Below are 26575 nucleotides of genomic sequence, written 5' to 3' on the forward strand. Positions count from 1 at the left end.
GCCTGATGACCGAGGCCCGGCTTCGGATCGATAAATGGCTGTGGCAGGCTCGGTTCTTCAAGACCCGAAGCCTGTCCGCCAAACAGGTCAGTGGCGGCCATGTCCGCGTCAACGGAAACCGGATCCTGAAACCGGCGCAGCCTGTGGCCCCCGGTGATGTTCTGACCTTCCCTCAGGGGCGGATTGTGCGCGTTGTGCGTATCGAAAAACTGGGTGATCGGCGCGGACCGGCAACCGAGGCGCAGACACTATATACCGATTTGACTGAAAAGCAGGACACGCAGCCGCGAAATCCAGGGTTTGAGGGAAAAGGTCGTCCCACCAAGAAGGATCGGCGTGTACTTGATCTTTCTCGCAATCAAGATAGCTGAACATATCTTGAAGCTGACGCCATACTGATTTAGCTAGACGCCCAAACCGCAAACGGGAAATTCACCATGACCTATGTTGTCACTGAAAACTGCATCGCCTGCAAATACACCGACTGTGTCGAAGTGTGTCCGGTGGATTGTTTCTACGAAGGTGAGAATACACTGGTCATCCATCCCGATGAATGCATCGATTGCGGAGTATGTGAACCTGAATGTCCCGCTGATGCGATCCGTCCGGATACTGAGCCAGGCATGGATCAATGGGTCGAGTTTAATCGTAAGTTCTCCGAGCAGTGGCCGGTGATCGTGACGAAGAAAGACCCGCTGCCTGATGCAGAAGAGCGTGATGGCGAAGAGGGTAAGATGGAGAAATACTTCTCTGAGGCCCCCGGCGAAGGCGGCTAAGCGATTCGCGCTCTGAACTTGTCAGTTCAGCAGTGAGATGGCACCTTATCTATCTGTTTCTTAACACCTTTCTTTCATGTGGAAAGGGGCAGCCTTTCGAGTGTCTCAATTTTGTGATATACTCGGAAATTGAACGTTGATTGAGATGGGGATGACTCCGTAAGTATGCTCGCTTTGGAGTTCTGATTAGTTGAAAACACAGCAACCTGACCGGGCCGTACTGGCACGGGGTGGGTCGTTTTGTTGTCTGTCCCGCGCTCTCGTAACCAAGGAAGAACCTGTATGTCTAAGTCGAAGAAGCTTGAGTTTCGCCCCAACGACTATGTTGTTTACCCGGCCCATGGTGTCGGTCAGATCATTTCGATCGAAGAGCAGGAAGTTGCCGGATACTCGCTCGAGCTGTTCGTCATTTCCTTTGAGAAAGACAAAATGACCCTGCGCGTGCCGACCAACAAAGCGACCGAGTCTGGTCTGCGGTCGCTCAGCTCGCCAGATGTCATCAGCCAAGCGATGAAAACGCTGAAGGGCAAGGCCAAGGTCAAGCGTGCCATGTGGTCCCGCCGGGCACAGGAATATGAACAAAAGATCAACTCGGGTGATCTGATCTCGATTGCCGAAGTTGTCCGCGATCTGCACCGCACCGATGATCAGCGCGAACAGAGCTATTCCGAACGTCAGCTTTATGAAGCCGCGCTTGAGCGTCTGACCCGCGAAGTCGCGGCAGTATCCGGCGCAGGCGAAGTGTCTGCGGCCAGGCAGGTGGATGAGGTTCTGACCTCGCGCGCGGCAGCGGCGGCCTGAACCTGCTAAAATCAAAGTTTTAAGGCCATCCCCGCAAGGAGGTGGCCTTTTTATATTGCAGTCACCTATTGAAATCGGGGCCACTAAACCTGCGTAGCTACGGCCATAAGAAACCCTATCTCGGCCAGTTGTTGAGTAGCGCCCAGTATGTCACCGGTCTGACCCTCGATCTTGGCCTTGGCTAGCATCGCCATTGCCACCGCAGACAAAGTGGCAATCAGCGCCGGGAAAACCACCTGCAACCCGATTATGGGCAGAGTGAGCAGCAGCGCCATGGCCCCGCCGAGTATCACCGCGGTCGACCCGGGTGCGCCCACTGAATGGCTAAGGCCTGATTGGCGGGCATTTGGAAGGACGGACATAATAACAGGCATCATAGCCCGCGAAACGATGCATGCGGCCAATATGGTGGCAAAACCCGCATTCGAAAGGATCGCAGTAATCAACGACACGCGCAGCAGTTGCGAAGAAATCAGGGCAAGGACGCCATAGGTGCCGATGTGGCTGTCCTTCATGATCTCTAGCCGCCGTTCAGGCGTGAAACCGCCCCACAGCCCGTCGGCGGTATCTGCAAGCCCATCCTCGTGCATCGCGCCGGTGGTGATGGTCAGGACAAGAACGACAAGTATGGCACACGCTATCGACGGCAGCCCCATAGCCGTCGCCATCCATCCTGCGGCACAGGCCAACAGGCCGACAACAAGCCCCGCCAATGGAAAGGCCCAAACGGCGCTGGCCTGACGCGAGAACACTCTGTCAGGCAGCCGCGGCACGGGCAAACGCGTCAACAGGACCAAAGCCAGCGGAATATCCCAGGCAGAAATGAGCTTGGTGTCGTTTTTTAGCACTCCTGCGCCTTTCAGGGTCTTGTCGGTTTGATCGCTTCGGTTAAACACGCAGGACCACTCTGATGCAACGAGGCTTTGGATGCTGCCCGAAATTAACAATCTGAATTCTTTCCGCGAAGCTGTCCGGCAAGCCTCCGGGCCCGATGATGCCGCTGCGCAAGGGGCGACTGACCGTAATGGGCAGCTGACCAAACCTCCGGGCGCGCTTGGTCGGTTGGAAGACCTGGCAATCTGGTATGCAGGCTGGCGCGGGGATGCCCGCCCGCAGATCACCTCGCCGCAGGTTATCGTGTTTGCCGGAAACCACGGTGTCACAGCACAGGGTGTTTCGGCCTTTCCGCCGGAAGTGACCGTGCAGATGGTGTTGAACTTTGAACATGGCGGGGCGGCCATCAACCAGCTGGCCAAGGCGGCTGGTGCTACGATGGATGTCCACGCGCTGGAGCTTGAACGACCGACCGCGGATTTCACATCAGGTCCAGCTATGTCAGAGGACGACCTATTGCAGGCGCTGCGCACCGGGTGGACTGCGGTCAGACCAAACGCCGATCTTCTTGTTGTTGGTGAAATGGGTATCGGCAACACAACCCCCGCAGCGGCGATTGCTTGCGCCTTGTTCGGAGGTCAGGCGGGCGATTGGACTGGTCGCGGAACAGGTGTCGATGATGCGGGATTAGCAAACAAAACCCGTGTGGTGGCCGAAGGTGTTACGCTACATGGCGGTTCGGGCGATGGGCTAGAGATTCTGCGCCGTCTGGGCGGACGCGAGATCGCCGCTATGGCCGGAGCCATTGCCGCCGCACGCGCGCTGCACATTCCGGTTATTCTGGATGGCTTTATCTGCTCAGCGGCCGCCGCGTGTCTGTCTGACCTTTCAGAGAGCGCGCTGGATCACTCGATCGCCGGGCACCAGAGCGCGGAAGGTGCGCATGGCGCTGTGTTGGCCAAGCTCGGTAAAGAGCCTTTGCTGAAGCTGGGGCTGCGACTGGGTGAGGGCTCTGGCGGGGCGCTGGCGATCAATATCCTCAAAAGCGCTGTTGCCTGTCATTCCGGCATGGCGACCTTTGCCGAAGCTGGCGTCTCGGACAGTTGATCCGCGCGGCCTGACCGTCAGTTGAAGGTCAGGCCGATTTTTTGTCGTTTTCTTCCGCCAATTCCAGCAGTTCGGTCTCAAGGTCTTTTTCCAGCTGCTGCGCACGCTCGATGTATTTTTTGTTCTCGGCGGTGGGCAGCCCGGGAATCCAGAGCTCTGCCAGTTCACGAACCGACATGCGATCATGGTGGTAGAAAGTCTGTTCGGCCTGCGCTGCCTCGTATTCGCTGAGACCCACATTCTCGAGCACATATCGCCCGGCCCGCAATGAGCCATCGAATGTCTCGCGCACAATGTCGTTCGCGCCGGCTTGATACAGCTCGTACACATGGGTCCGATCCCGTGCCCGCGCGACGATATGTAGGTCTGGGCGCTGGCGGCGCGCATAGCCGACAAGACGCGTCACCTTCTTGCGATCATCCATCGCAGCCACCAGAACAGATGCTTTTTCAAGGCCGGCCGCGCGCAACAATTCCGGACGGGTCGGATCCCCCAGGAACCCTTTTACGCCAAAGCGACGCATCAGCTGGATGGTTTCGATGTTATGGTCAAGAACGATGGTTTTGAACCCGCTTGCCTGCACCAGACGATTGACGATCTGACCAAATCGCCCGATCCCGGCGATGATGACCGGGCCTTTCTCGTCGATCTCATCCGGTTCGGGTGCCGGTGTGCCATCCCCCATCCGGCGCGAGAGAAGATCATAAATGATGAACAAAAGCGGCGTGATCAGCATGGTCAGCGCAATGATCATCAAAAGTTTTTGTGACAGATCCCCTGGAATCACATTCTGCTGGGTCGAAAACGCCAGCAGGACAAAGCCGAACTCACCTGCTTGCGCCAGCCCCAGTGTAAACAGCCAGTGATCGCGTCCGCGCAGTTTAAATGCGCGGCCAACCAGGAACAGAATGATCCCTTTGACCAAGATTACCAACAGGGCCAGTCCGATCAGATCGAAGGGGTCGTCAAAGAAATAGGCGACATCGATGCCCGCGCCAACGGTGATGAAAAACAGACCAAGGAAAAGGCCTTTGAACGGCTCTAGGTCGCTCTCCATTTCATGCCGGAACTCGGAACTGGCCAGCACCACACCTGCAAGAAACGCGCCCAGAGCGGGTGACAGGCCAACCAGCGTCATCAGGAAGGAAATGCCAACCACAATCATCAACGCCAGCGCCGTATACATCTCGCGGAGGCGGGTCGCATGAATAAAGCGGAACAAGGGCCTGGTCAGGTACACTCCGGCGAGAATGACGAAACCGATCGCGGCAATGGTGACAAGCGTTACCGCCCACCCTGGCAACCCCTCGACCAATGACAAGCTATGATTCGCCGCGCCGTGGTGCCCCGTGGATATGCGGTTGATAGATCCGTCATTTGCAATCTGGGGAATGGCAGGCAGAGCCAGCAGTGGAAGCAGTGCCAGGATTGGTATGACCGCGATGTCTTGAGTCAGCAGTACTGAAAAGGTCGCCCGTCCTCCGTTCGTTTTCATCAAGCCCTTTTCCGACAGGGTCTGCAAAACAATCGCAGTTGATGACAGGGAAAGCGTCAACCCCACTGCCAGGGCTACGGACCATGGATGATTTGCATACATGGCGACGCTGGCGATCACTGCGGTCGATAAAAGCACCTGGAGGCCGCCAAGCCCCAAAAGCCTGTCCCGCATATCCCAAAGAGCGCGCGGTTCCAGTTCAAGTCCGATCAGGAACAGCATCATGACTACGCCGAATTCAGCCACATGCTGCAGGTTTTCCGTTTCCGCACCCACCAATCCGAACAACGGCCCTATGACAAGGCCCGCGGCCAGATATCCCAGTACAGAGCCCAGTCCCAGACGCGCCGAAAGCGGCACGGCGATCACAGCCGCAGCCAGATAGATCGTCGCCTGGTAAAGGAAGTTGTCCATGATCGTCCTTTCAATGCGCTCAGGTGGGCAGGGGGGCGTCGCGTTTGAGCTGATCCATAACGATTTGGCTTTGTATCCGAGCCACTGCAGGATGTGGAAGGATTACCTGATGAAGCAAGCGATTAAGCGCGGATAGATCGTCGCAATAGACATGTAGTAAATAATCGGCCTCACCTGTCATTGTCCATGCGCTGGTGATTTCGGCGCGTGTTTCGACCATACGGGCAAAGCCTTCAGATTGCTCGGGGCCGTGCGTACTCAGATGAACCTGAACAAAACCCTGCACCTGCAACCCTAACTTTAGAGGATCGAGGCGAGCGACATAGCTGGTGATATACCCTTCAGCCTCCAGCCGTTGGCGCCGGCGACCAGCCTGACTGGGCGACAGGTTCAACATCTCTCCAAGTTGGTGTGCTGTTAGGTGGGCGTTTTTCTGCAGCGCTGACAGCAGGCGCGTATCAGTGGAATCAAGCATGTGCGGAAAAACTCCGTGATTGGCCAATCTTATGCGCAATTTACGCGCGCCCCTTTAAGTTATTGGAAAACTATGCGCGAAAAAAGTGCCGATTAAGACGTATTTTGAAATCAGCAAATAAATTCCTGTATTAACGGAGACGCGCCATGGGTCCTTTCCCTCACAACGCCCCGAAATCAATCATATCGGATGAAAACCCCGCCGGAACCGATGGGTTCGAGTTTGTCGAGTTCGCACATCCCGAGCCGCAAGAGCTGCGCGATCTGTTCGCAAAGATGGGATTCGCGCTGGTAGGTCACCACAAGGACAAGCCTGCGATTGAGTTGTGGCAACAGGGTGATGTGACTTACATCCTGAATGCAGATCCCGACAGCTATTCTGCCCGGTTCGTGGGCGAGCATGGCCCTTGTGCTCCGGCGATGGGATGGCGCGTCGTGGATGCGCAGAAAGCCTATGAGCACGCTGTAGCGAAAGGGGCTGAACCTTATGACGCGGCAGACAAGACACTGAATGTGCCTGCAATCAAGGGGATTGGCGGATCGTTGATCTATTTCATTGATCAATATTACGAAACATCGCCCTATAATCAGGAATTCACATGGACAGAACAGTCCAAGCCCCGGGGGGATGGGTTCTATTATCTCGATCACCTGACCCACAATGTTTACAAGGGCAATATGGACAAGTGGTTCAAGTTCTATGGTGATTTGTTCAACTTCCGTGAAATCCGTTTTTTTGACATTCAGGGCAAATTCACCGGTCTTTTTAGTCGCGCGCTGACGTCTCCATGCGGGCGTATCCGCATTCCGATCAACGAAGATCGCGGTGAAACCGGGCAGATCGTTTCCTACCTGAAGAAATACAAGGGCGAGGGCATCCAGCATATCGCTGTGGGCAGCGAGGATATCTATGCCTCGACCGATGCGATTGCCGAAAAGGGGCTGAAGTTCATGCCCGGCCCGAACGAAGCCTATTATGAGTTGTCCAAAACCCGCGTGGTCGATCATGAAGAGCCGTTGGACCGGATGATGAAGCACGGCATTCTGATTGATGGAGAGGGCGTTCTGGACGGTGGTGAGACCCGGATTCTGCTGCAAATCTTCTCGAAAACGGTCATCGGACCGATTTTCTTCGAGTTCATTCAGCGCAAAGGCGACGATGGGTTTGGCGAGGGTAACTTTAAGGCGCTGTTCGAATCCATTGAGCGAGAGCAGATTGAAAGTGGAGAAATTTCAGCAGCTTGATGCAAGAAGGTAATCCTGCGTGGTCACCCGCGCAGGCCGCCTCTTAACCACGTGGCATCTTGAGAACTACGTTTCGCCCGCGTTTCTGATAGCGCAATTCATTGTCGCTGATAGCAATGACATTGCCGCCGTCAAGCCTGTCCCCGATCTTAAGCTTTTTGTACCTGCCGCTGGGCAGCCGAACCAATGCGCGGCGATTGGATGGGCTGCCGTAAACCCCGATCAGGTTCAGTTTCCGCAGGTTGATTGCATTGTCGATTGTGGCCTGCCGTGCAACCGAAGCCGAGGATGGGATTTTGGGCGCTGTGGTTTTGGGCTGGAACGTTCCGACCTCATTGTTGAGCTGTTCAATTCCAGCTGCCGAACCCAAAGTCGCAGTACCTGCACTGGCCTGCCGGGTCAGTCCGGCCGGTCGGAGTTTGGGGCGCGGCACCCTCATTTCCGCAAGGGGCTCAGTCGATTCCGGGGGCGGCGGAGCACGCAACAGGGATTCCGGGCGCGGTTTCGGGCGAATTCCGGACAATTCCTTCAATGTACGCCCTTGAAGCCGTTGCCGTTCAAAATTTTCGGTCAGGTTCTCGGGCCTTGGTTTTGGTCGCAATGTCGCCAGCCTGTTGTCGACCACTTCCTCAACAGGTGCCTTTTCCAGCCGGACCAAAGCCGATGGAGGGGGAGTTTTAGAAGGTGTTCCCAAATAGACAACCACTCCGTCCGGGTTCAAGACGCCTTCTTTGGTTGGTATTACCAGCCCGCGCTCGTCAAGGCTGAACCTTGCCCCGGCAGCGGTTGAAAGTGGTTCGAAATCAAATGGCAGGTCGGTGTCGTATGTGTGTACTGGCGGCAATGCGATTGCATCACGCGACAGATTCGAGTCGTCTTTGGAGGCCAGATACAGCTCAATTTGCGGATCCTGCGCTGGCGCTATCAAAAGGCCCGGTGACGTGATTTCGATCTCCGGCTGTGTAGGAACTAACTGAGGTTCAGGCTCAAGCTCGATTTCGTCTACCAACGCGGGCGCAACGTTCAGCGCCTCAAGAATGGCCTGGTCGGTTGCAGACAGCTCGGGCTCTGATTCAGAGGTCGGTGCCATTTCTGGCTCTGCGGTCTCAGGCACTGTGACTTCGGCCTGTGCTGCGGGTGTCTCTGCAGGCTCGACAGGTCCAGAACTCGGTTCGGGTTGGGATATTGTTTCGTCCAGCAGGGCCAGTTCTGAATCGGCAGGGGCAGGGCTGTCTTCTCCAAAAAGGCTCCATATGCCACCGGCCACCAACATCAAAGCCACCGCCGCTGCAATTCGCACTGATGGCAGAGAGGCCCAGTTAGGTGCGGCCACTTTTTGGACAGGCCAAAAGCTGGTCGGAGCGGTAGAATCGGCGATCGCGTGAACAACCGGACTATCCTGCGCGGGGTCTGTGGGGATCACTTTGGGCGCGTTTGTGGTCGCAGGCGCGTCCCCAAGCGGGAAAAACGGTTCGGTCGGAAAATCATCTGTTTCATATGCAGCGCTGAACGCGACCGGAACGAATCCGTATCCCAGCACAAACCCCCGAGCTTCCTCCAGTGTATCGCGTGGAACGACGGCGACGCATGTGGTCGCCCCGTCATGTGCCGTGACATATACCAGCTCTGTCAGGTCATAAGGGGTGGCATCGGATACAGCGTTTTGCACAGCCTGTTCGGTGTCTTCGAAGGATGATCCGGCGGTATCGACTTTGATGAATTTGACCTGATCCCTTGGGATGATGACCTTGCAGCTCAGGTCATTTTCAAGCGCAAACCCCTTGTCCCGAAGCGCTTTCAACTGCTCTTCCAAGTTGGAGGCATCCAACGACACCTCACCTATGGCGAACCAGTCGCCATCGGAATTGTGGTGCAAAGAAATTCCGGTTGTAGAAATGGACAGCGCAAAAGCGGGTTTCATAATCCGGAGGAACCATAATTGTCAGTTGCAATGCAAACGATGCCTCGTCCGCAGACCGACATTAAAGCAGGATCTCGCCGAGGGAAAGAAAAAGCCTGCGTCTCCTCTTGCCCCGTGACCCGGTGCAACCCCATGTTGAAATCAGGATAATTGGAGGGAAGATATTGAAGAAAATCGCTTTTCTGGCCGCTGTGCTGGCCATGACGTCGGTAGGGATGGCAACTGCGGAAGAACGTCGCATCATTGTTGATGCGGTAGGCATGGTGCATGCGGCCCCGGATATGGCCACCATTACCCTGGGTGTAACAAACGAAGATGCACAGGCATCAAATGCGATGCAGGCGACTTCGGACGCGGTGACCAAAATTCTGACTCGACTGGATGAGATGGGGATCGAAACCCGTGATGTGCAGACACGTGATCTGTCTTTGTCGCCGGTATGGTCTGGGCGGAACAGTTCTAGCGGAGAGCCGCCCGAGATTTCCGGCTTTGTCGCATCCAACAGCGTCGTGGTGCGTGTTCGCGATCTGTCGCAGCTGGGTACCATCATGGATGCGGTCATTGACGACGGGGCCAACAATTTCGGCGGGCTGAATTTCGGAATTCAGGACCCTGCACCGCTTGAGGCACAGGCGCGGGCCAAAGCTGTCGGTGAGGCGCGGGCAAAGGCCAACCAACTGGCACAGGCGGCCGAAGTCACGCTGGGTCCGGTTCAGATGATCCGCGAACAGGCCGGAGGATTCAATCCCATGCCGCAAATGCGTGCAATGAACATGGCAGCTGAGGGCGGCGTTCCGGTTTCCGGGGGCGAGATTTCGGTCTCGGTCAACGTGTCGATGGAATTTCTGATTTCCGACTAGGATGTGTCGCTGGTTCGGGCCATCAGGGATTGCCGCTGCTGGCCCGACTGATCAAAATTGTCCGGCGACAGCCAGGCCTCGAAAGCCGAGCGGATGCGCGGCCATTCGGTATCGAGGATTGAATACCAGGCTGTATCGCGGTTGCGCCCTTTGTAATGGGTGGCCTGCCGAAAGACGCCTTCGAAGGTAAAGCCCAGCCTTTGGGCCGCACTGCAGGACGGGGCATTCAGCGCGTCGCATTTCCATTCGTAACGGCGATACCCCAGCTCGTCGAACACGCGGCGCATCATCAGGTACATCGTCTCGGTGGATTTCGGGCTGCGCTGCAGCAGCGGTGAGAAATGGATGTGCCCAACCTCGACCACACCGGCCGCAGGTTCAATCCGCAGGAACGAGGCCATGCCAATCGGGGTGCCATCATCGTCTAGCACTGTGTGGAACATGGGATCGGCATCCATACAGGACGCGCGGGTCCAGGCGGCGAAATCTTCTTCGCTGTCGAATGGGCCATAGGGCAGATAAGTCCAGTTCCGCCCATCAGTGTCATTGGCAAACGCCCGGTACAGACCGGGCGCATGCCTGTTCACATCAAGGGGCACGACCGAGCAATATTGACCTTCCATCGGTGTATAAGGCGGCGTCGGGCGCGGAAACTTGCCCGAAACCGGCCGGCCGATGGGTTGGCCTAGATCGTTGGTATCGTGCCCGGCCATTTGTCAGGCCGTTGCCTTGGCCAGCGCCTGATCCAGATCGGCAATCAGATCGTTGGCGTCTTCGATGCCGATGGACACCCGAACCACGCTGGGACCGGCGCCTGCGGCCTCTTGCTGTTCCGGGGTCAGCTGACGGTGGGTGGTCGAGGCCGAATGAATGATCAACGACCGCGCGTCGCCCAGGTTGGCCACATGGCTGAAGATCTCCAGCGCGTTCACCAGTTTGACACAGGCGTCATAGCCGCCCTTGACCGCAAAGGTGAATAGCGCACCGGCCCCTTTGGGGTAGTGCGTCTTGACCCGGTCGTGATAGGGCGACGAGGGCAAGCCCGCATAGGTCACATATTCCACGCGGTCATCGGCCTCTAGCCAGGCTGCGATCTTTTGCGCGTTCTCTACATGACGCTCCATTCGCAGAGACAGAGTCTCGATCCCCATCAGCGTGTAATGCGCCGCCTGTGGGTTCATCGTCATGCCCAGATCACGCAGGCCGATGGCGATGCCGTGGAATGTGAAGGCCAGCGGACCGAATGTCTCGTGGAATTTCAGCCCGTGATAGGCCGGTTCCGGCTGGCTGAGCGAGGAAAATTTGTCATTCGCGGACCAGTCGAACTTGCCCGAATCCACGATACAGCCGCCAGTGACAGTGCCGTTGCCGGTCAGGTATTTGGTGGTTGAATGCACAACCAGCGTCGCGCCGTGCTCAATCGGGCGGCACAGATAGGGTGTGGCCGAGGTGTTGTCGACGATCAGCGGAATGCCGGCGCCATCCGTCACATCCGCCAGTGCGCGGATATCGGTGACATAGCCGCCCGGGTTGGCGATGGATTCGCAGAACACCGCTCGTGTATTTTTGTCGATCGCGTCCTTCACAGCATCCAGATCGTCAGTATCCACAAACTTGGCAGACCAGCCGAACCGTTTGATCGTCTGGCTAAACTGAGTGATCGTGCCGCCATACAGCCGGGTCGAGGCCACCACGTTGCAGCCAGGTCCCATCAGCGGAAACAGTGCCATGATTTGGGCGGCATGACCGGACGAGCAGCAAACTGCTCCAACGCCACCCTCAAGCGTTGCCACGCGTTCCTGCAGAACCGCCACGGTGGGATTGGTCAGGCGGGAATAGATAAAGCCGACTTCCTGCAGGTTGAACAGAGCCGCCGCGTGGTCAGCATCGCGAAACACATATGCCGTTGTTTGATAAATCGGCGTCTGACGGGCACCTGTTGCCGGATCAGGGCGCGCGCCTGCGTGAATTTGAAGCGTGTCGAAACCGTAGGTGGGGCCGTCAGACATGGTGGAAATCTCCTGTTGGACTATGTGTTGCAGAATCTCTAGGCGATTGGACGCGTGCGCACAACATTGCTGTCAGCGCATCCATAGACCTTTGCTTTTGATCTTGTTGCGAATGACCTGCTCGCGCTGAGGCAGGTTTTCGCGATCGAACATCTCGCGTATTTTGTGCCCTTTGCGCTGGAGCACCAGTTTCTTTATTGGGTCATAGCCCTTGAGCACTTTCTTGAACTTGTTGGGCGCAACCACAGTTTCCAGAACCTCGATCACATGGTCGCTTTCGCGTGCATACAGCAGAGGAAACAGACGGTAGTGGCACGTGACCGACCCGTCCAGCAGGCCAGTGGGCAGTGCGTCGCGGCCGCCGCCAAGGGCATGGATAACCAGCGGCAATGCGACCTGATCCAGCCATGGGTCCAGTGTTTGGCCCGCGAGTTCCGGGATATCCTCATCCCGGATGGTGCAGGCATATTCCAGGAACCGTTCGCCGAACTGGCGTGGGCATCTGTAAAAGAAATAACCCGCATTGAAATACAGGTAGCGCCGCCAGTATTCGGCTGGTTGGGCCTTGTCCAAGGAGCTGTCGAAATCCAGTTCGAACCGCTCATACAGGGCGCGCCAGATACCGTCATACCCCGGACCATACAGGGTCGGGCGCGGCCATGTCCCCTCAACTTTCAGCGAGGCACCGGGGCGGTCAAAATCGAAGGGCACACTATTCAGGTCTCCGGTGACAAGCGTATCGCTGTCGAAAAAGACAAATGGTTCCCCCTTGGGCAAGGACAAGAGCGCCTCGATCTTGTTTCCATAGGGATAGCTTCCACCGAAAGCCCGGTTTTCAAACGGTAGAATTTCGGCCCCAAGCTGGTGTAACGCTTTCAGGACATCCTCATCCTGAATGCTGGGGTCCTGTGACCATCGGGCCCCCGGTTGAGGAACGGCAACGAACAGGCGGCCAGCGAAATCGGGACAGCTGTGTCGTAACGAGGCTGCAAACAGCAGTGCCTCGTATTGCAGCCGGTTGTTTTGGCCGATGACCACGATATTGAATTTATTGTTGGCGGTCTGCATCGGGCGTCTCTCGGGTTCGTGGCGTTGGGCCAGCACTGCTCGAATTTTGGTTGGGCGTACACTAGGTAGAGACGTGGCACAAAACCAGATGTGATCATAGATCATGCATCTGAATTTTGAATTCAGGACTTGCGCAACCATCTAGAGACCAGACCCAACAGGAGAAGCCGCATGAGAGTTAACGCAGATTTCACAAAACGTGTTGCTGTGCATTTCGACCGGAATGACTGGATTGCGTCACCTGCCGCAGGGGTCGAGCGCAAGATGTTGGACCGGATCGGGGAAGAGGTCGCCCGCGCCACCACGATTGTCCGCTTTGCCCCAGGAAGCGCCTTTGCCGCCCATACGCATGATGGAGGAGAGGAGTATTTGGTGCTGGACGGTGTGTTTCAGGACGAGACCGGTGATTTTCCTGCAGGTAGTTATGTGCGCAATCCTCCGACATCTTCCCATACGCCTTCGTCAAACGAAGGCGCGACGATACTAGTCAAACTGCACCAGTTTGACCCTGAGGACAGGACCGAAATTCGTCGGTCGATTACCGTGGATTCGAATCTTCAGCTTTTCAAGGACTCACGCGAAGATGTTCGCGTATTGAATCTGTCACCTGGCGAAAAGCTGGATCTGGATGCAGTCGATGGGTTGGAGTTGTTTGTCATCGCAGGTTCGGTGCAGGAATCCGACGAAGAATTTTCGGTCTGGGACTGGTTGAGATTACCGCCAGGTGCGCGTTCCACTGCTTTGGCAGGAGCAGAGGGCGCGCGAATTTGGATCAAATCGGGGCACCTGTCACAGATGATCTGAGCGGTTCCGGCCCAAAAAACCAGCAATGTACAGTAAAAAACCGGGTGTTTCGGCCTGGTTATTCATTTTTTGACCATTTGGCAAAATTTACCATTTGATAAAAAATCAGATTGTGCCAAGCTGAGGCCATAACAACATATCTACAGGGAGTAGAGCGATGGCACAGGGCCAGATGGTCCCCGGCATAGTCTCCGGGAGGCTTTCCAGCGATGAGCTGACCTCGAATTTCACGGATCTGCATCCACCACTTGCCCCGCATGAGGCCGCAGTGGCCGCGGATCGGTGCTATTTCTGCTATGACGCGCCGTGTGTGACGGCCTGTCCGACAGACATTGATATTCCATTGTTCATGCGCCAGATTCAGGCCGGTCAGCCTGAAGCTGCGGGTGAAACCATCCTTGGCCAGAATATCTTGGGTGGCATGTGCGCCCGTGTTTGTCCGACCGAAACGCTGTGCGAGGAAGTCTGCGTACGCGAAACCGCCGAAGGATCGCCAGTCGAGATCGGGCGTTTGCAGCGGTTTGCTACTGACAGCGTTATGGCATCGGGCGACCATCCGTTCCAGCGCGCCGCATTCACCGGCAAAACGGTGGCCGTGATCGGGGCAGGGCCCGCAGGGCTAGCCTGTGCGCATCGGCTGGCGATGCTGGGGCATGATGTGGTCATTCACGAAAGCCGCCCAAAACCCGGTGGTCTGAATGAATATGGAATTGCCGCCTATAAATCGACCAATGATTTCGCTCAGGCTGAGATCGATTGGTTGCTGAGGATCGGCGGCATCACCATCGAGACCGGATCGGTGCTGGGCGAGGGCCTGTCGCTGGATGGCCTTGTTGACAACTATGATGCGGTTTTCCTGTCCATCGGTCTGACAGGTGTGAATGCATTGCGAGCGGGCGGCGAGGATCTGACCGGCGTGCGCGACGCGGTCGACTTTATCTCGGATGTGCGTCAGGCGGCCGATCTGGCTGAGCTGCCCGTTGGGCGGAATGTCGTCGTCATCGGAGGCGGCATGACCGCGGTTGACGCAGCTGTAAAGTCGAAATTGCTGGGCGCGGAAAACGTCACCATCGCCTACCGGCGCGGACGCGAGGCGATGGGTGCCAGCCGCTATGAGCAGGATCTGGCCGCATCGCACGGTGTCAGGATCATGACCAATGTTCAGCCCATAGCCGTACACGGCAACGGGGCAGCCGCCGAGATCGAATTGGAGTATACTGCCAGCCATGACGGTCAGTTGAAGGGCACCGGCGAGAAAACCCGCCTGCCTGCCGATCAGGTGCTGAAGGCAATAGGTCAGACGCTGGAAGGAGCGCCCGAAGGGCTGACGTTGGACGGGAACAAGATCGCCGTCACGGGCGCCGGGCGCACATCGGTACAAGCGGTCTGGGCCGGAGGCGACTGCGCCGCAGGCGGGGATGACCTGACCGTGACCGCAGTGGCCGAGGGGCGCGATGCCGCGATGGATATCCACGCAAGTCTGATTGCGTGAAACTCAATGATCAAGATGCCTGCAAGCATCAGGGAGGCCGGATAAATGGCTGATTTGAAATCGAACTTTCTGGGAATTGAAAGCCCCAACCCATATTGGCTGGCATCTGCGCCGCCGACGGACAAGGAATATAACGTCCGCCGCGCCTTTGAGGCCGGATGGGGCGGTGTGGTGTGGAAAACACTCGGGTCCGAAGGTCCACCGGTCGTCAATGTTAATGGCCCCCGCTATGGGGCGATCTACGGCGCAGACCGTCGGTTGTTGGGTCTGAACAACATCGAGCTGATTACAGACCGCCCATTAGAGGTAAACCTTGAAGAAATGGCGCGGGTTAAGGCTGATTATCCAGATCGCGCCCTGATCGCCTCGATCATGGTGCCGTGCGAGGAAGAGGCCTGGAAGGCTATCCTGCCGCGTGTTGCCGAAACCGGTGCCGACGGGATCGAACTGAACTTTGGCTGTCCACACGGGATGAGCGAGCGCGGGATGGGGGCGGCCGTAGGGCAGGTGCCGGAATATATCGAGATGGTGACGCGCTGGTGCAAGAAATACTATGACCGACCGGTCATCGTGAAACTGACGCCGAATATCACTGATATCCGCAAGCCTGCCGAAGCCGCAAAGAATGGTGGTGCGGATGCGGTATCGCTGATCAACACGATTAATTCGATTACCAGTGTCAATCTGGATAGCTTCAGCCCTGAACCCTCGATTGACGGCAAAGGCAGCCACGGTGGCTATTGTGGCCCCGCGGTGAAACCGATTGCCCTGTCGATGGTGTCCGAGATTTCGCGTGGACAGGCAACGAAAGGAATGCCGATCTCGGGTATTGGCGGTGTGACCACCTGGCGCGATGCAGCAGAGTTTATGGCATTGGGTTGCGGCAATGTTCAGGTCTGCACGGCGGCGATGACCTATGGGTTCAAGATCATTGACGAACTGACGGCGGGTCTGTCGAAATGGATGGATGAAAAAGGGTATCAGGACGTCTCGGAAATTGTCGGTCTTGCGGTTCCAAACGTGACCGACTGGCAATATCTGAACCTGAATTATGTCGCCAAGGCCAAGATTGATCAGGATCAGTGCATCAAGTGTGGCCGATGCTATGCCGCCTGCGAAGACACCAGCCACCAGGCCATTTCAATGTCCGAAGAGCGCGTGTTCGAGGTTATGGATGACGAATGTGTGGCCTGTAACCTGTGCGTGGATGTGTGCCCGGTTGAAGGATGTATTTCGATGGTGCCGATGGCCGCTGGCGAAATCGACCCGCGCACGGGACAAGAAGTGCAGCCCGAATATGGCAACTGGACAACCCATCCCAACAATCCAATGGCGAAAGCCGCCGAGTAGTCCAAGAAAACTCGTCGAATTTTCTTAGAGCAGGATGTCGATGAGGGGGCGTTGTGGCAGTTTGCGACATATTGGGTGGCGGTGCGGATCAGATGATATCCGCGCCTCCTCACTTAGTCTTGGAACGCCTTATGCCCCACTTCTCGCTCTACCCACCCAACGAAAGCCTTACCACGGCACCTGTGTGTGGACAGGGAAGAAAAGAGTAGCGTCATCCTAGGCTCAGGGTGAGCGGGTTCCGGCTAACGAAAACCTAAGGCGCCAGCAATTTGCGGTAGAGCGTGTCGATGAACGGTTCAGCACCTTCATACGGGTCTTCGTCGCCAAGAATGGCCCGAACCTGGACATCGAAATCCGCATAATGCTGTGTCAAAGCCCAGATGGAGAAAATAAGGTGGTAGGGATGGAGGCGCGCGATTTTACCCTGCTCCATCCAGGCCGTAAGGATTGCGGTCTTCTCATCCATCAAAGTTTTGAGATCATTGGACAATGCATCGTGTATGCGTGGCGCACCCTGGACCAGTTCATTGGCAAACAGACGGCTTTCGCGCGGAAGTTCCCGGCTCATTTGCAGTTTGCGATGGATATAAGCGCGTATCTCTTCCAAAGGGTCCCCGTCGGCGTCGAGATCATGGAGGGGGGCCAGCCAAATCTCGAGAAGGCCAGATAGAAGGGCCGTGTGAATCGCTTCTTTTGAGGGGAAATAATACAGAAGATTCGGCTTGCTCAACCCGGCCTCGGCAGCAATCTGGTCGACGGTGGCACCGCGGAAACCGTAGGCAGAAAACACGTTCAAAGCGGCTTCTAGAATTGCAGCGCGGTTTTTTTTCTGAATTCGTGTTGGTGCGCGGTCTTTGGACATGTCTTTGCCTGTCTGATTTTTGGGCTCGCAAGTGCGGAATATGCCAAAAATTCCCACCGAGCTCTGCTATTTCTTGACTGATGTCGAACCCGTGATAGCGTGAGTTTGACCAGATGGTCAAATCAAGACACCAAAAGCGAGCAAATCGCAAGCAACAGGGAAGACTAGGATGGCAGCTCCGGCGCAGAACCTCAGGATCAATGGCGACAGGTTGTGGGACAGCCTGATGGAGATGGCCAAGATTGGCCCGGGTGTTGCGGGGGGCAATAATCGTCAGACCCTGACGGATGAAGATGCGGCAGGCCGCGCGTTGTTTCAGAAATGGTGCGAAGAGGCAGGGTGCACCATGGGGCTGGACCAAATGGGCAATATGTTTGCGCATCGAGAGGGCACGGACCCCGAGGCATTGCCGGTCTATGTGGGTTCACATTTGGATACGCAGCCGACAGGCGGCAAATATGACGGTGTTCTGGGTGTATTGGGCGGGTTGGAAATCATTCGCACGCTCAATGAATTGGGAATCAAGACCAAACATCCAATCGTTGCGACCAACTGGACGAATGAAGAAGGCACGCGCTATGCACCTGCGATGCTGTCCTCGGGGGTTTTTGCCGGGATGCATACGCAGGATTGGGCTTATGACCGTGAGGATGCCGATGGTAAGAAGTTCGGAGATGAGCTGAGCCGCATTGGCTGGCGCGGTGACGAAGAGGTTGGTGCCCGAAAGATGCACGCCTTTTTTGAGCTGCATATCGAACAGGGCCCCATTCTTGAGGCCGAGGGGAAGGATATCGGCGTTGTCACCCATGGTCAGGGTCTCAGCTGGACCCAGATTACCGTTACCGGAAAGGACGCCCATACCGGGTCTACGCCGATGCCGATGCGCAAGAATGCCGGATTGGCGATGGCGCGTATCCTTGAAAAGGTTGACGAGATTGCTTGGTCCCATGCGCCCCACGCGGTGGGTGCGGCGGGGCATATTGATGTGTTTCCGAATTCGCGTAACGTGATCCCGGGGAAAGTTGTGTTTACTGTCGATCTCCGTTCGCCCGATCTGGACGTGATCACCGATATGGAAAATCGTCTGCGCGTAGCGGCCGAAGATATCGTGGATGAGATGGGCCTACAGATCGAGTTCGAGAAAGTTGGCGGATTTGATCCGGTGAAATTCGATGATGGCTGCGTGGCAGCTGTACGCGATGCGGCTGAACGGTTGGGTTATTCTCATACAGATATCATTTCGGGCGCCGGTCATGATGCCTGCTGGATCAACCGGGTTGCACCAACAGCGATGGTGATGTGCCCTTGTGTGGATGGGCTAAGCCATAACGAAGCCGAAGAAATCAGCAAGGTTTGGGCTGCCGCCGGGGCGGATGTTCTGTTTCATGCGGTCGTAGAGACGGCTGGAATTGTGGAATAGGGGGCTCTGCCCCCGTCGCCCGTTGGGCGACTCCCCCGAGGTATTTGTAGCCAGATGAAGCAAGCGGCGCAGACCGCATCAGGGAGATTGATATGAGCACTGTTATCAAGAACGGGACCGTCGTAACCGCGGATTTGTCTTACCAGGCGGATGTGAGGGTCGAGCATGGGGTGATCACCGAGATTGGGCCGGACCTAAAAGGTGATACGGAACTGGATGCGACAGGCTGCTATGTGATGCCTGGCGGGATCGACCCGCATACGCATTTGGAAATGCCGTTCATGGGCACCTATTCCAGCGATGATTTCGAGAGCGGAACCCGGGCGGCATTGGCTGGAGGAACCACGATGGTGGTTGATTTCGCTCTGCCCAACCCAGGTGAAAGCCTGTTGGATGCGCTCAAGCGCTGGGATAACAAGTCGACACGTGCAAATTGCGACTATTCTTTCCACATGGCGGTGACCTGGTGGGGCGAGCAGGTGTTTGATGACCTCAAGACGGTGATCGAGACACGCGGCATCAACACGTTCAAGCATTTCATGGCCTATAAGGGCGCGTTGATGGTCAATGACGATGAAATGTATGCTTCGTTCAAGCGTCTTGCCGAGCTGGGTGGAACGGCCATGGTGCATGCCGAGAATGGCGATGTTGTTGCCGAACTCAGCGCAAAGCTGTTGGCCGAAGGCAATACAGGCCCCGAGGCACATGCCTATTCCCGTCCGCCGCAGGTCGAGGGCGAAGCGACCAACCGCGCAATCATGATCGCGGATATGGCCGGAGTGCCGCTGTATGTGGTGCACACATCGTGCGAAGAGGCGCATGAGGCCATTCGGCGTGCAAAGATGCAGGGCAAGCGGGTGTGGGGGGAACCTTTGATCCAGCATCTGACTTTGGATGAGAGCGAGTATTTCAACCAGGATTGGGACCACGCGGCGCGGCGGGTCATGAGCCCTCCGTTCCGAAACAAGCAGCATCAGGATAGCCTGTGGAACGGATTACAATCTGGTTCGTTGAGTGTCGTGGCCACCGACCATTGCGCCTTTACGACGGATCAGAAACGCTTTGGCGTGGGGGATTTCACCAAGATCCCGAACGGTACCGGAGGGTTGGAAGACCGGATGCCGATGCTGTGGACTCATGGGGTGAACACTGGTCGGCTGACGCCAAATGAATTTGTGGCAGTCACTTCAACAAACATCGCTAAGATATTGAATTGTTACCCAAGAAAAGGCGCAATTCTTGTAGGTGCCGATGCCGATTTGGTGGTGTGGGATCCTGAGAAAGGCAAGACGATCAGCGCGAAATCGCAGCAATCTTCGATCGACTACAACGTGTTTGAGGGCAAAGAGGTCAAAGGCTTGCCGCGCTTTACTCTGACCCGTGGGCAGGTTGCAGTGCATGACGGAGAGATCAGGACTCAGGAAGGCCATGGCCAATTTGTTGAACGCGAGGCCAATACAACCGTCAACAAGGCGCTGAGTACTTGGAAAGAGCTGACAGCGCCGCGACCGGTGGTACGCACGGGTATTCCAGCAACCGGTGTATGACTGAATATGTGGCAGATATCACGTCTTATTACGGTTTAAGTTCAAGGGGATGGAATGAATATTGAAACCGCTGCACCGCCTGTAATCGAGGCGCGGCAACTGGATCTGACCTTTCAGACCAATGACGGGCCGGTCCACGCTCTGAAGGATGTGAACCTGACCATCGAAAAGGGAGAATTCGTCAGCTTCATCGGACCCTCCGGCTGTGGTAAGACCACCTTTTTGCGGTGCATCGCTGCGTTGGAAACACCGACCGGCGGGACATTGACCGTCAACGGTATGACCCCGGATGAGGCGCGGCGGAATCGGGCCTATGGCTATGTATTTCAGGCCGCGGGTCTGTACCCTTGGCGCACCATTTCCAAGAACATCAAGCTCCCGCTTGAAATCATGGGGTTTACAGCTGCCGAGCAGGAAGAACGCGTAAACAAGGTTTTGGAACTTGTTGATCTTGAAGGGTTTGGTGGAAAGTTTCCCTGGCAGTTATCGGGTGGAATGCAGCAACGGGCCAGCATTGCACGGGCGCTGGCCTTTGATGCGGATATCCTGCTTATGGACGAACCTTTTGGCGCGTTGGATGAGATTGTCCGCGATCACCTGAACGAGCAGCTTCTGGCACTTTGGGCGCGGACTGAAAAGACCATTGGGTTTGTCACCCATTCCATCCCTGAGGCCGTCTATCTGAGCACCAAGATCGTTGTGATGAGCCCTCGGCCCGGACGGATCACTGACGTGATCGACAGTCCGTTGCCGAAAGAGCGGCCGCTCGATATTCGCGACACGCCGGAATTCATCGAAGTTGCCCATAGGGTGCGAGAAGGGTTGCGCGCGGGGCATTCGGATGAATAGTAGCGGGTTCAAGGCATTCTGGGCTGTATTGACGGTACTGGCCGTCATAGTAGCCTTTTGGTACGCCGCTTGTATTCCGATGAATATCAAAGGCGTTCTGACCGAACAGGAACGGGCCGGCGCCACTGTTCAGCCACCCTCGGCAAAAGATCGTCGCGATCTGTCCGAATTCAGCCTGGTTCTGGACAATAGCTTTGCCATTCCAGCCACGTGGGAACAGGATCGTCCGCGGTTGCCCGCTCCGCATCAGGTGGCCGTTGAGATATGGAAGACAACGGTTGAGAAGAAAATCACCTCAAAGCGCTCGCTGGTTTATCACGGCTGGGTGACGCTGAGTGCGACGATACTGGGTTTTGCCATTGGCACCGGTCTGGGAATTCTGCTGGCTGTTGGGATCGTACATAGCCGGGTCATGGACCTGTCGGTCATGCCCTGGGCGATAGTCAGCCAAACCATCCCGATCATCGCTCTGGCCCCGATGATCATTGTGGTCCTATATTCCGTTGGCGTGCAGGGGATTATCCCCAAGGCGGTCATATCGGCCTATCTCAGCTTTTTTCCTGTCGTGGTGGGCATGGTCAAAGGTTTGCGCAGCCCGGATGCGATGCAACTGGATTTGCTGCGTACCTATAGCGCGAGCCACGCGCAGGGGTTCTGGAAACTGCGTTTGCCGGCCTCGATGCCGTATCTGTTCACATCGCTGAAGATAGGCATTGCGGCTTCATTGGTAGGGGCCATCGTGGGGGAATTGCCCACCGGGGCAGTTGCGGGACTGGGCGCGCGCCTGCTGGCAGGCAGCTATTATGGTCAGACCGTGCAAATCTGGTCGGCCCTGTTTGCGGCGGCGATTCTGGCGGCCTGTCTTGTGGGGCTTCTGGGGCTGATTGAAAAGTCGGTCCTGAAACGGATGGGGATTGCGCAATGATACCAATTCTGGGCGCACTCGGTGTGTGGCTGTTGGGATGGTGGTTGAACAGCCGCTTGGCCAGCGGGCCTTATGCTGATACGCGGATGGTCCGGTTTCTGGCTCCGCTGATCTTTGGTCTGACTATCATCGTCATCTGGGAGCTTTTAGTGCGCGGCCTTGAGGTGTCTTTGGTCATTCTGCCCGCTCCATCGGTTATCTGGATTCGGTTCTGGGACAGTTTGCCAACGCTTTGGATGGATTTCGTGCAAACCATCATCAAGGGCGCGCTGAGCGGTTACATCATCGGCTGTGGAGCCGCCTTCCTGATGGCGATTGCAGTGGACCGGTGGGATTTTCTGCGCCTTGGGCTTTTGCCCGTGGGCAACTTCGTGGCCGCTCTTCCGATTGTTGGCACCGCGCCGATTCTGGTCATGTGGTTCGGGTTCGACTGGCACTCCAAAGCGGCGGTGGTTGTCGTGATGGTCTTTTTCCCAATGCTGGTGAACACCGTCGCCGGGCTGCGCGAGGCGACAGCAATGCAGCGCGACCTGATGGAGACTTATGCCGCCACGTATTGGCAGAGCTTTCTGAAGCTGCGCTTGCCTGCCGCGATGCCATTTGTTTTCAATGGTCTCAAGATATCCACCACCCTTGCATTGATCGGCGCTATCGTGGCCGAGTTCTTTGGCTCACCGACGCTTGGCATGGGGTTTCGGATATCTACCAGCGTGGGGCAGCTCTCACTGGATATGGTCTGGGCCGAGATCGTAGTGGCGGCTTTGGCCGGGACATCATTTTATGGTCTGGTGGCCATGATCGAAAAGGCGGTGACCTTCTGGCACCCGTCGCAACGCGGATAAGAATTCAACAGACCCCAAAAATGAAAAATGGGGCGCCAACTGAAACTAGGAGATGTGAAGATGAAAAAGATACTCAGCGGGGCGGTTGCCGCCTTTAGCCTGGCCGCCAGTGCAGCCTGGTCGGCGGATGAGGTGACATTGCAGTTGAAATGGGTCACGCAAGCTCAGTTCGCAGGTTATTACGTGGCCAAAGACAAAGGGTTCTACGAAGAAGAAGGTCTTGATGTCACAATTCTGCCAGGCGGCCCGGACATAGCGCCGACACAGGTCATTGCCGGTGGCGGCGCTGACGTGACGGTCGAGTGGATGCCAGCTGCATTGGCCGCGCGCGAAAAGGGCCTGCCGCTGGTGAATATTGCCCAGCCTTTCAAAAGCTCGGGTATGATGTTGACCTGCTGGAAAGATGCCGGTATTTCCGCACCAGAAGACCTTAAGAACCGGACACTGGGCGTCTGGTTCTTTGGCAACGAATTCCCCTTCATGAGCTGGATGAGCCAGCTGGGCATTGATACCGGTGGCAAGAGCGAAAATGGTGTCGAGGTTCTGAAGCAGGGCTTTAATGTCGACCCGCTGCTGCAGCGTCAGGCTGATTGCATCAGCACCATGACCTATAACGAATACTGGCAGGTCATAGATTCCGGCGTCAGCCCCGACGAACTGGTCACATTCAAATACGAAGATCAGGGCGTCGCCACGCTGGAAGACGGCCTGTACGTTCTTGAAGAGAACCTGAGCGACGCGGCATTTGTCGACAAGATGGAACGTTTCGTACGGGCGTCGATGAAGGGGTGGAAATATGCCGAAGAGAACCCAGATGAAGCGGCCGATATCGTGCTTGAAAATGACGCGACTGGTGCCCAAACCGAAGCGCATCAGAAACGTATGATGGGTGAGATTGCCAAGCTGACTGCGGGCTCAAACGGATCGCTTGATCCGGTGGATTTTGAGCGCACTGTAGGGACGCTGCTTGCCGGTGGTTCTGACCCCGTTATCACCAAACAACCCGAAGGTGCCTGGACGCATCAGATTTCGGATGCAGCACTGAACTGAGTCAGGTTCACGATGGAATATGGCGCGGTCCCAAATGGGGCCGCGTTTTTTGTTGGAAGCGTCGAAAATGTGACTGCACTTGTAGCGCGTTTGTCATAGTAATTACCTGTAAATTATTGCAAACTGTTCAATATGGGGAGTATTAGGTAGATAATGCAGGATTTCACAACAGAATTCAGGTCGGCGCTTGCTTTGATCCTTCATTGGGATCCGGAGCTGTGGGCGATTGTTCTGTTGTCCCTGAAAGTCTCTGTTTTTGCCGTTCTGATTTCTGCCGTTATCGGGATGCCCATGGGCGCGGCTTTGGCCGTTGCGCGTTTTCCAGGGCGGCGGATTCTGATCGTCTTGATGAATGCCTTGATGGGCTTGCCCCCGGTTGTGGTTGGTTTGCTGGTCTATCTGATGCTGTCGCGTTCCGGCCCGTTGGGGGTCCTTGAATTGCTCTACACACCGACGGCGATGATTATTGCTCAGGTCGTTCTGGTGACCCCGATCGTTGCCGCACTGACACGTCAAGTGGTCGAAATGCTGGCCGAGGAATATTCCGAGCAACTCCGCTCACTCGGCGTGTCGCGGATGGCATCGATTCCGGTGCTATTGTGGGATGCGCGGCTGTCTCTTGTTACTGCATTGCTGGCAGGGTTTGGACGTGCGATTGCCGAAGTTGGAGCGGTTATTATCGTTGGCGGCAATATCAACCACGTCACGCGGGTGATGACGACGACAATCGCCCTTGAAACGTCCAAGGGAAATTTGGCGTTGGCGCTTGCGCTTGGGGCCATCCTGATTGCCATAGCCATCGCAGTAAACGCCATGGTCAGCACGCTTAGCCTGCGGGCCGAGAAGGAAGGGTTGCGCCATGCGTGATCTGGTGCCCGAGATGGTGAAATGTCTTTCTGTTCACAGTTTACAGATTTCCCGCAAGGGAAAGACACTGCTTCAAGTGCCAGAGTTATCCCTGATGGGGCTGGGACCAACTTTGATCCTTGGGCCGAACGGAGCGGGCAAGAGCCTGCTTTTGCGCTGTTTGCACGGGCTTATCGTCCCGGATAGCGGCAGGGTTCAGCAGGACGGGATTGCCCTGAATGCGTATCACAAATCACGACAGGCGATGGTGTTTCAAAGACCGGTTCTGTTGCGCCGGTCCGTGTCAGCCAATCTTGATTTTGTGCTAAAGCGTCAGGGCATGTCCCGTGCAATTCGCAAATCCCGGATCGACGAATTGCTGGCCGAAGGTGGGCTAGAGGGTAAGGCGCGCCAGTCCGCCAGATCGCTGTCCGGGGGCGAGGCGCAACGGCTGGCCATCCTGCGCGCGCTGGCGCTGGACCCGGAGACTTTGTTCCTGGACGAACCAACCAGTTCGCTTGATCCTGGTGCTACGCAGATGATCGAACGGATGATCTTGCGCGCTTCGAACCGTGGGGTACGCATTGTCATGGTATCCCACGATATCGGTCAGGCACGCCGTCTGGCAGCGGATATCGTCATGATGCAGGCCGGGCACGTGGTCGAACACGGTGCTGCCAAACAAGTTCTGGATGCCCCGACAAGTGACGCCGCGCGCCGGTTTGTTGCCGGTGGTCTGGTAACCTAATCTGAATATGGAGTTCAAATGATCCGCAAATTCGTCGGGGCTGCAGTAATAGCGCTTGGCCTGAACACTACAGCCGCATTGACCGAAACCCCATTTATTGTAGTCCAATCAACCACGTCGACTCAGAATTCGGGCTTGTTCGACCATATCCTGCCAGGCTTTGAAGCCGAAAGCGGGATTGATGTCCGCGTGGTGGCTGTTGGTACAGGGCAGGCGATCCGCAATGCGATCAACGGTGACGGGGACGTCTTGCTGGTTCACGCCAAACCTGCCGAAGAGAAGTTTGTGGCAGATGGTTGGGGTGTTGAGCGGTTGGACGTGATGTACAATGATTTTGTCCTTGTAGGGCCAAAATCCGATCCCGCCAAAGTGAAAGGTGGGACTGACATTATCGCGGCGCTGACCGCCGTGGCTAAGGCCAAGGCGCCCTTCGCCTCACGCGGGGATGACAGCGGGACGCATAAGGCAGAATTGGGCCATTGGGCCTCGTCCGGTATCGACCCGACCGACGCTTCGGGCACTTGGTACCGGGAAACTGGATCCGGGATGGGGGCGACACTGAACGTGGCTAGTGGGATGGGTGCCTATGCGCTGACGGATCGGGCGACCTGGCAGAGCTTTGGCAACAAGGGAAACCTTGAGGTCATGGTTGAGGGCGATCCGCGCCTGTTTAATCAATATGGGATTATTCTTGTGAACCCTGACAAGCATCCCAAAGTGCGGGCGGCCTCGGGGCAGCGCTTTATTGACTGGTTGACCGGGCCCGAAGGGCAGGCGGCCATCGCATCTTACACGCACGACGGCCAGCAGCTGTTCTTTCCCAACGCCCAATAGGG

The 26575-nt window shown here is 56.4% G+C and carries 26 protein-coding genes; 18 read left to right on the forward strand and 8 right to left on the reverse strand.

Going from position 1 to position 26575, the window contains the following annotated elements:
- Nucleotides 1-5: 5 nt before the first annotated feature.
- From AC2FH8_RS00730 to AC2FH8_RS00740, 3 genes are all read left to right on the forward strand, one after another.
- Nucleotides 6-371, forward strand: a complete 366-nt coding sequence (locus AC2FH8_RS00730) for an RNA-binding S4 domain-containing protein (RefSeq protein ID WP_496687609.1) — start codon at nt 6-8, stop codon at nt 369-371.
- Between the two features lie 66 nt (nt 372-437).
- Entirely contained in the window at nt 438-776 is a 339-nt protein-coding gene (gene fdxA, locus AC2FH8_RS00735) for a ferredoxin FdxA (protein WP_085821728.1), read from the forward strand.
- A gap of 282 nt (nt 777-1058) precedes the next feature.
- Nucleotides 1059-1577 (forward strand): CarD family transcriptional regulator, encoded by a 519-nt coding sequence (locus AC2FH8_RS00740; protein ID WP_142634416.1) that lies wholly within the window; start codon nt 1059-1061, stop codon nt 1575-1577.
- An 83-nt stretch (nt 1578-1660) separates the two neighbouring features.
- Here AC2FH8_RS00740 and cobS read toward each other — a convergent pair whose 3' ends face one another.
- Nucleotides 1661-2425: an adenosylcobinamide-GDP ribazoletransferase gene (gene cobS, locus AC2FH8_RS00745; RefSeq protein ID WP_496687611.1), complete on the reverse strand. Its 765-nt coding sequence runs from the start codon at nt 2423-2425 to the stop codon at nt 1661-1663.
- 79 nt (nt 2426-2504) lie between these two features.
- On the opposite strand from cobS, the gene cobT reads away from it, so the two are divergent.
- On the forward strand, nt 2505-3518 hold the full coding sequence (gene cobT / locus AC2FH8_RS00750) for a nicotinate-nucleotide--dimethylbenzimidazole phosphoribosyltransferase (RefSeq protein WP_496687613.1): 1014 nt from the start codon (nt 2505-2507) through the stop codon (nt 3516-3518).
- A 28-nt stretch (nt 3519-3546) separates the two neighbouring features.
- On the opposite strand, the gene AC2FH8_RS00755 is transcribed toward cobT, so the two are convergent.
- Together AC2FH8_RS00755 and AC2FH8_RS00760 are read right to left on the reverse strand one after the other, a co-directional pair.
- Nucleotides 3547-5427, reverse strand: coding sequence for a monovalent cation:proton antiporter-2 (CPA2) family protein (locus tag AC2FH8_RS00755; protein ID WP_496687615.1), 1881 nt, complete (start codon nt 5425-5427; stop codon nt 3547-3549).
- A gap of 19 nt (nt 5428-5446) precedes the next feature.
- A complete protein-coding gene (locus AC2FH8_RS00760; protein WP_142634408.1) occupies nt 5447-5902 on the reverse strand; it encodes an Lrp/AsnC family transcriptional regulator in 456 nt (151 codons plus the stop codon).
- Between the two features lie 146 nt (nt 5903-6048).
- Between AC2FH8_RS00760 and hppD the strand changes: the two genes are divergently transcribed.
- The gene (hppD, locus tag AC2FH8_RS00765; RefSeq protein WP_281994757.1) at nt 6049-7146 is read left to right on the forward strand and encodes a 4-hydroxyphenylpyruvate dioxygenase; all 1098 of its coding nucleotides are present in this window, start codon (nt 6049-6051) and stop codon (nt 7144-7146) included.
- Between the two features lie 43 nt (nt 7147-7189).
- Here the strand turns inward: hppD and AC2FH8_RS00770 are convergent, their stop codons facing one another.
- A complete protein-coding gene (locus AC2FH8_RS00770) occupies nt 7190-9067 on the reverse strand; it encodes a hypothetical protein (protein WP_496687617.1) in 1878 nt (625 codons plus the stop codon).
- A gap of 164 nt (nt 9068-9231) precedes the next feature.
- Here AC2FH8_RS00770 and AC2FH8_RS00775 point away from each other — a divergent pair, with 164 nt between their 5' ends.
- Nucleotides 9232-9927, forward strand: a complete 696-nt coding sequence (locus AC2FH8_RS00775) for an SIMPL domain-containing protein (RefSeq protein WP_496687619.1) — start codon at nt 9232-9234, stop codon at nt 9925-9927.
- Here the strand turns inward: AC2FH8_RS00775 and AC2FH8_RS00780 are convergent.
- From AC2FH8_RS00780 to AC2FH8_RS00790, 3 genes are all read right to left on the reverse strand, one after another.
- Nucleotides 9924-10640, reverse strand: coding sequence for a GNAT family N-acetyltransferase (locus AC2FH8_RS00780; protein WP_496687622.1), 717 nt, complete (start codon nt 10638-10640; stop codon nt 9924-9926). The two genes, AC2FH8_RS00775 and AC2FH8_RS00780, sit on opposite strands and share 4 nt — an antisense overlap.
- 3 nt (nt 10641-10643) lie before the next feature.
- On the reverse strand, nt 10644-11936 hold the full coding sequence (locus tag AC2FH8_RS00785) for an O-acetylhomoserine aminocarboxypropyltransferase/cysteine synthase family protein (RefSeq protein ID WP_496687624.1): 1293 nt from the start codon (nt 11934-11936) through the stop codon (nt 10644-10646).
- Between the two features lie 72 nt (nt 11937-12008).
- Complete coding sequence (locus AC2FH8_RS00790) at nt 12009-13004, reverse strand: GT-B fold glycosyltransferase domain-containing protein (protein ID WP_496687626.1); 996 nt, start codon at nt 13002-13004, stop codon at nt 12009-12011.
- 171 nt (nt 13005-13175) lie between these two features.
- On the opposite strand from AC2FH8_RS00790, the gene AC2FH8_RS00795 reads away from it, so the two are divergent.
- The 3 genes from AC2FH8_RS00795 to preA all read left to right on the forward strand — a co-directional run bounded on the left by AC2FH8_RS00795 (nt 13176) and on the right by preA (nt 16650).
- A complete protein-coding gene (locus AC2FH8_RS00795) occupies nt 13176-13808 on the forward strand; it encodes a cupin domain-containing protein (protein ID WP_496687629.1) in 633 nt (210 codons plus the stop codon).
- Between the two features lie 157 nt (nt 13809-13965).
- Complete coding sequence (locus AC2FH8_RS00800) at nt 13966-15300, forward strand: NAD(P)-dependent oxidoreductase (RefSeq protein WP_496677798.1); 1335 nt, start codon at nt 13966-13968, stop codon at nt 15298-15300.
- 45 nt (nt 15301-15345) lie between these two features.
- Nucleotides 15346-16650: an NAD-dependent dihydropyrimidine dehydrogenase subunit PreA gene (gene preA, locus AC2FH8_RS00805; protein ID WP_496687631.1), complete on the forward strand. Its 1305-nt coding sequence runs from the start codon at nt 15346-15348 to the stop codon at nt 16648-16650.
- Nucleotides 16651-16903: 253 nt separating this feature from the next.
- Here the strand turns inward: preA and AC2FH8_RS00810 are convergent, their stop codons facing one another.
- The gene (locus AC2FH8_RS00810; protein WP_142634388.1) at nt 16904-17512 is read right to left on the reverse strand and encodes a TetR family transcriptional regulator C-terminal domain-containing protein; all 609 of its coding nucleotides are present in this window, start codon (nt 17510-17512) and stop codon (nt 16904-16906) included.
- Nucleotides 17513-17681: 169 nt separating this feature from the next.
- Between AC2FH8_RS00810 and AC2FH8_RS00815 the strand changes: the two genes are divergently transcribed.
- From AC2FH8_RS00815 to AC2FH8_RS00855, 9 genes are all read left to right on the forward strand, one after another.
- Nucleotides 17682-18932 (forward strand): Zn-dependent hydrolase, encoded by a 1251-nt coding sequence (locus tag AC2FH8_RS00815; RefSeq protein WP_496687633.1) that lies wholly within the window; start codon nt 17682-17684, stop codon nt 18930-18932.
- Between the two features lie 92 nt (nt 18933-19024).
- Nucleotides 19025-20479 carry a dihydropyrimidinase gene (gene hydA / locus AC2FH8_RS00820; RefSeq protein WP_496687636.1) on the forward strand — a complete coding sequence of 485 codons (1455 nt, stop codon included), beginning with the start codon at nt 19025-19027 and terminating at the stop codon, nt 20477-20479.
- Between the two features lie 54 nt (nt 20480-20533).
- Nucleotides 20534-21328, forward strand: a complete 795-nt coding sequence (locus tag AC2FH8_RS00825; RefSeq protein ID WP_281972254.1) for an ABC transporter ATP-binding protein — start codon at nt 20534-20536, stop codon at nt 21326-21328.
- Complete coding sequence (locus tag AC2FH8_RS00830; RefSeq protein ID WP_496687638.1) at nt 21321-22253, forward strand: ABC transporter permease; 933 nt, start codon at nt 21321-21323, stop codon at nt 22251-22253. The genes AC2FH8_RS00825 and AC2FH8_RS00830 overlap by 8 nt, the downstream gene beginning before the upstream one ends.
- The gene (locus tag AC2FH8_RS00835; RefSeq protein WP_496687640.1) at nt 22250-23095 is read left to right on the forward strand and encodes an ABC transporter permease; all 846 of its coding nucleotides are present in this window, start codon (nt 22250-22252) and stop codon (nt 23093-23095) included. The genes AC2FH8_RS00830 and AC2FH8_RS00835 overlap by 4 nt, the downstream gene beginning before the upstream one ends.
- Before the next feature lie 60 nt (nt 23096-23155).
- Nucleotides 23156-24145 carry an ABC transporter substrate-binding protein gene (locus AC2FH8_RS00840; protein ID WP_496687643.1) on the forward strand — a complete coding sequence of 330 codons (990 nt, stop codon included), beginning with the start codon at nt 23156-23158 and terminating at the stop codon, nt 24143-24145.
- Between the two features lie 153 nt (nt 24146-24298).
- On the forward strand, nt 24299-25012 hold the full coding sequence (locus AC2FH8_RS00845; protein WP_281972252.1) for an ABC transporter permease: 714 nt from the start codon (nt 24299-24301) through the stop codon (nt 25010-25012).
- Nucleotides 25005-25739, forward strand: a complete 735-nt coding sequence (locus tag AC2FH8_RS00850) for an ATP-binding cassette domain-containing protein (protein WP_142634372.1) — start codon at nt 25005-25007, stop codon at nt 25737-25739. The genes AC2FH8_RS00845 and AC2FH8_RS00850 overlap by 8 nt, the downstream gene beginning before the upstream one ends.
- Nucleotides 25740-25757: 18 nt before the next feature.
- Nucleotides 25758-26573, forward strand: a complete 816-nt coding sequence (locus tag AC2FH8_RS00855) for an ABC transporter substrate-binding protein (RefSeq protein WP_496687647.1) — start codon at nt 25758-25760, stop codon at nt 26571-26573.
- The last annotated feature ends 2 nt before the right edge of the window (nt 26574-26575 follow it).

Source organism: Ruegeria sp. CDSC025 (genome assembly GCF_059610805.1).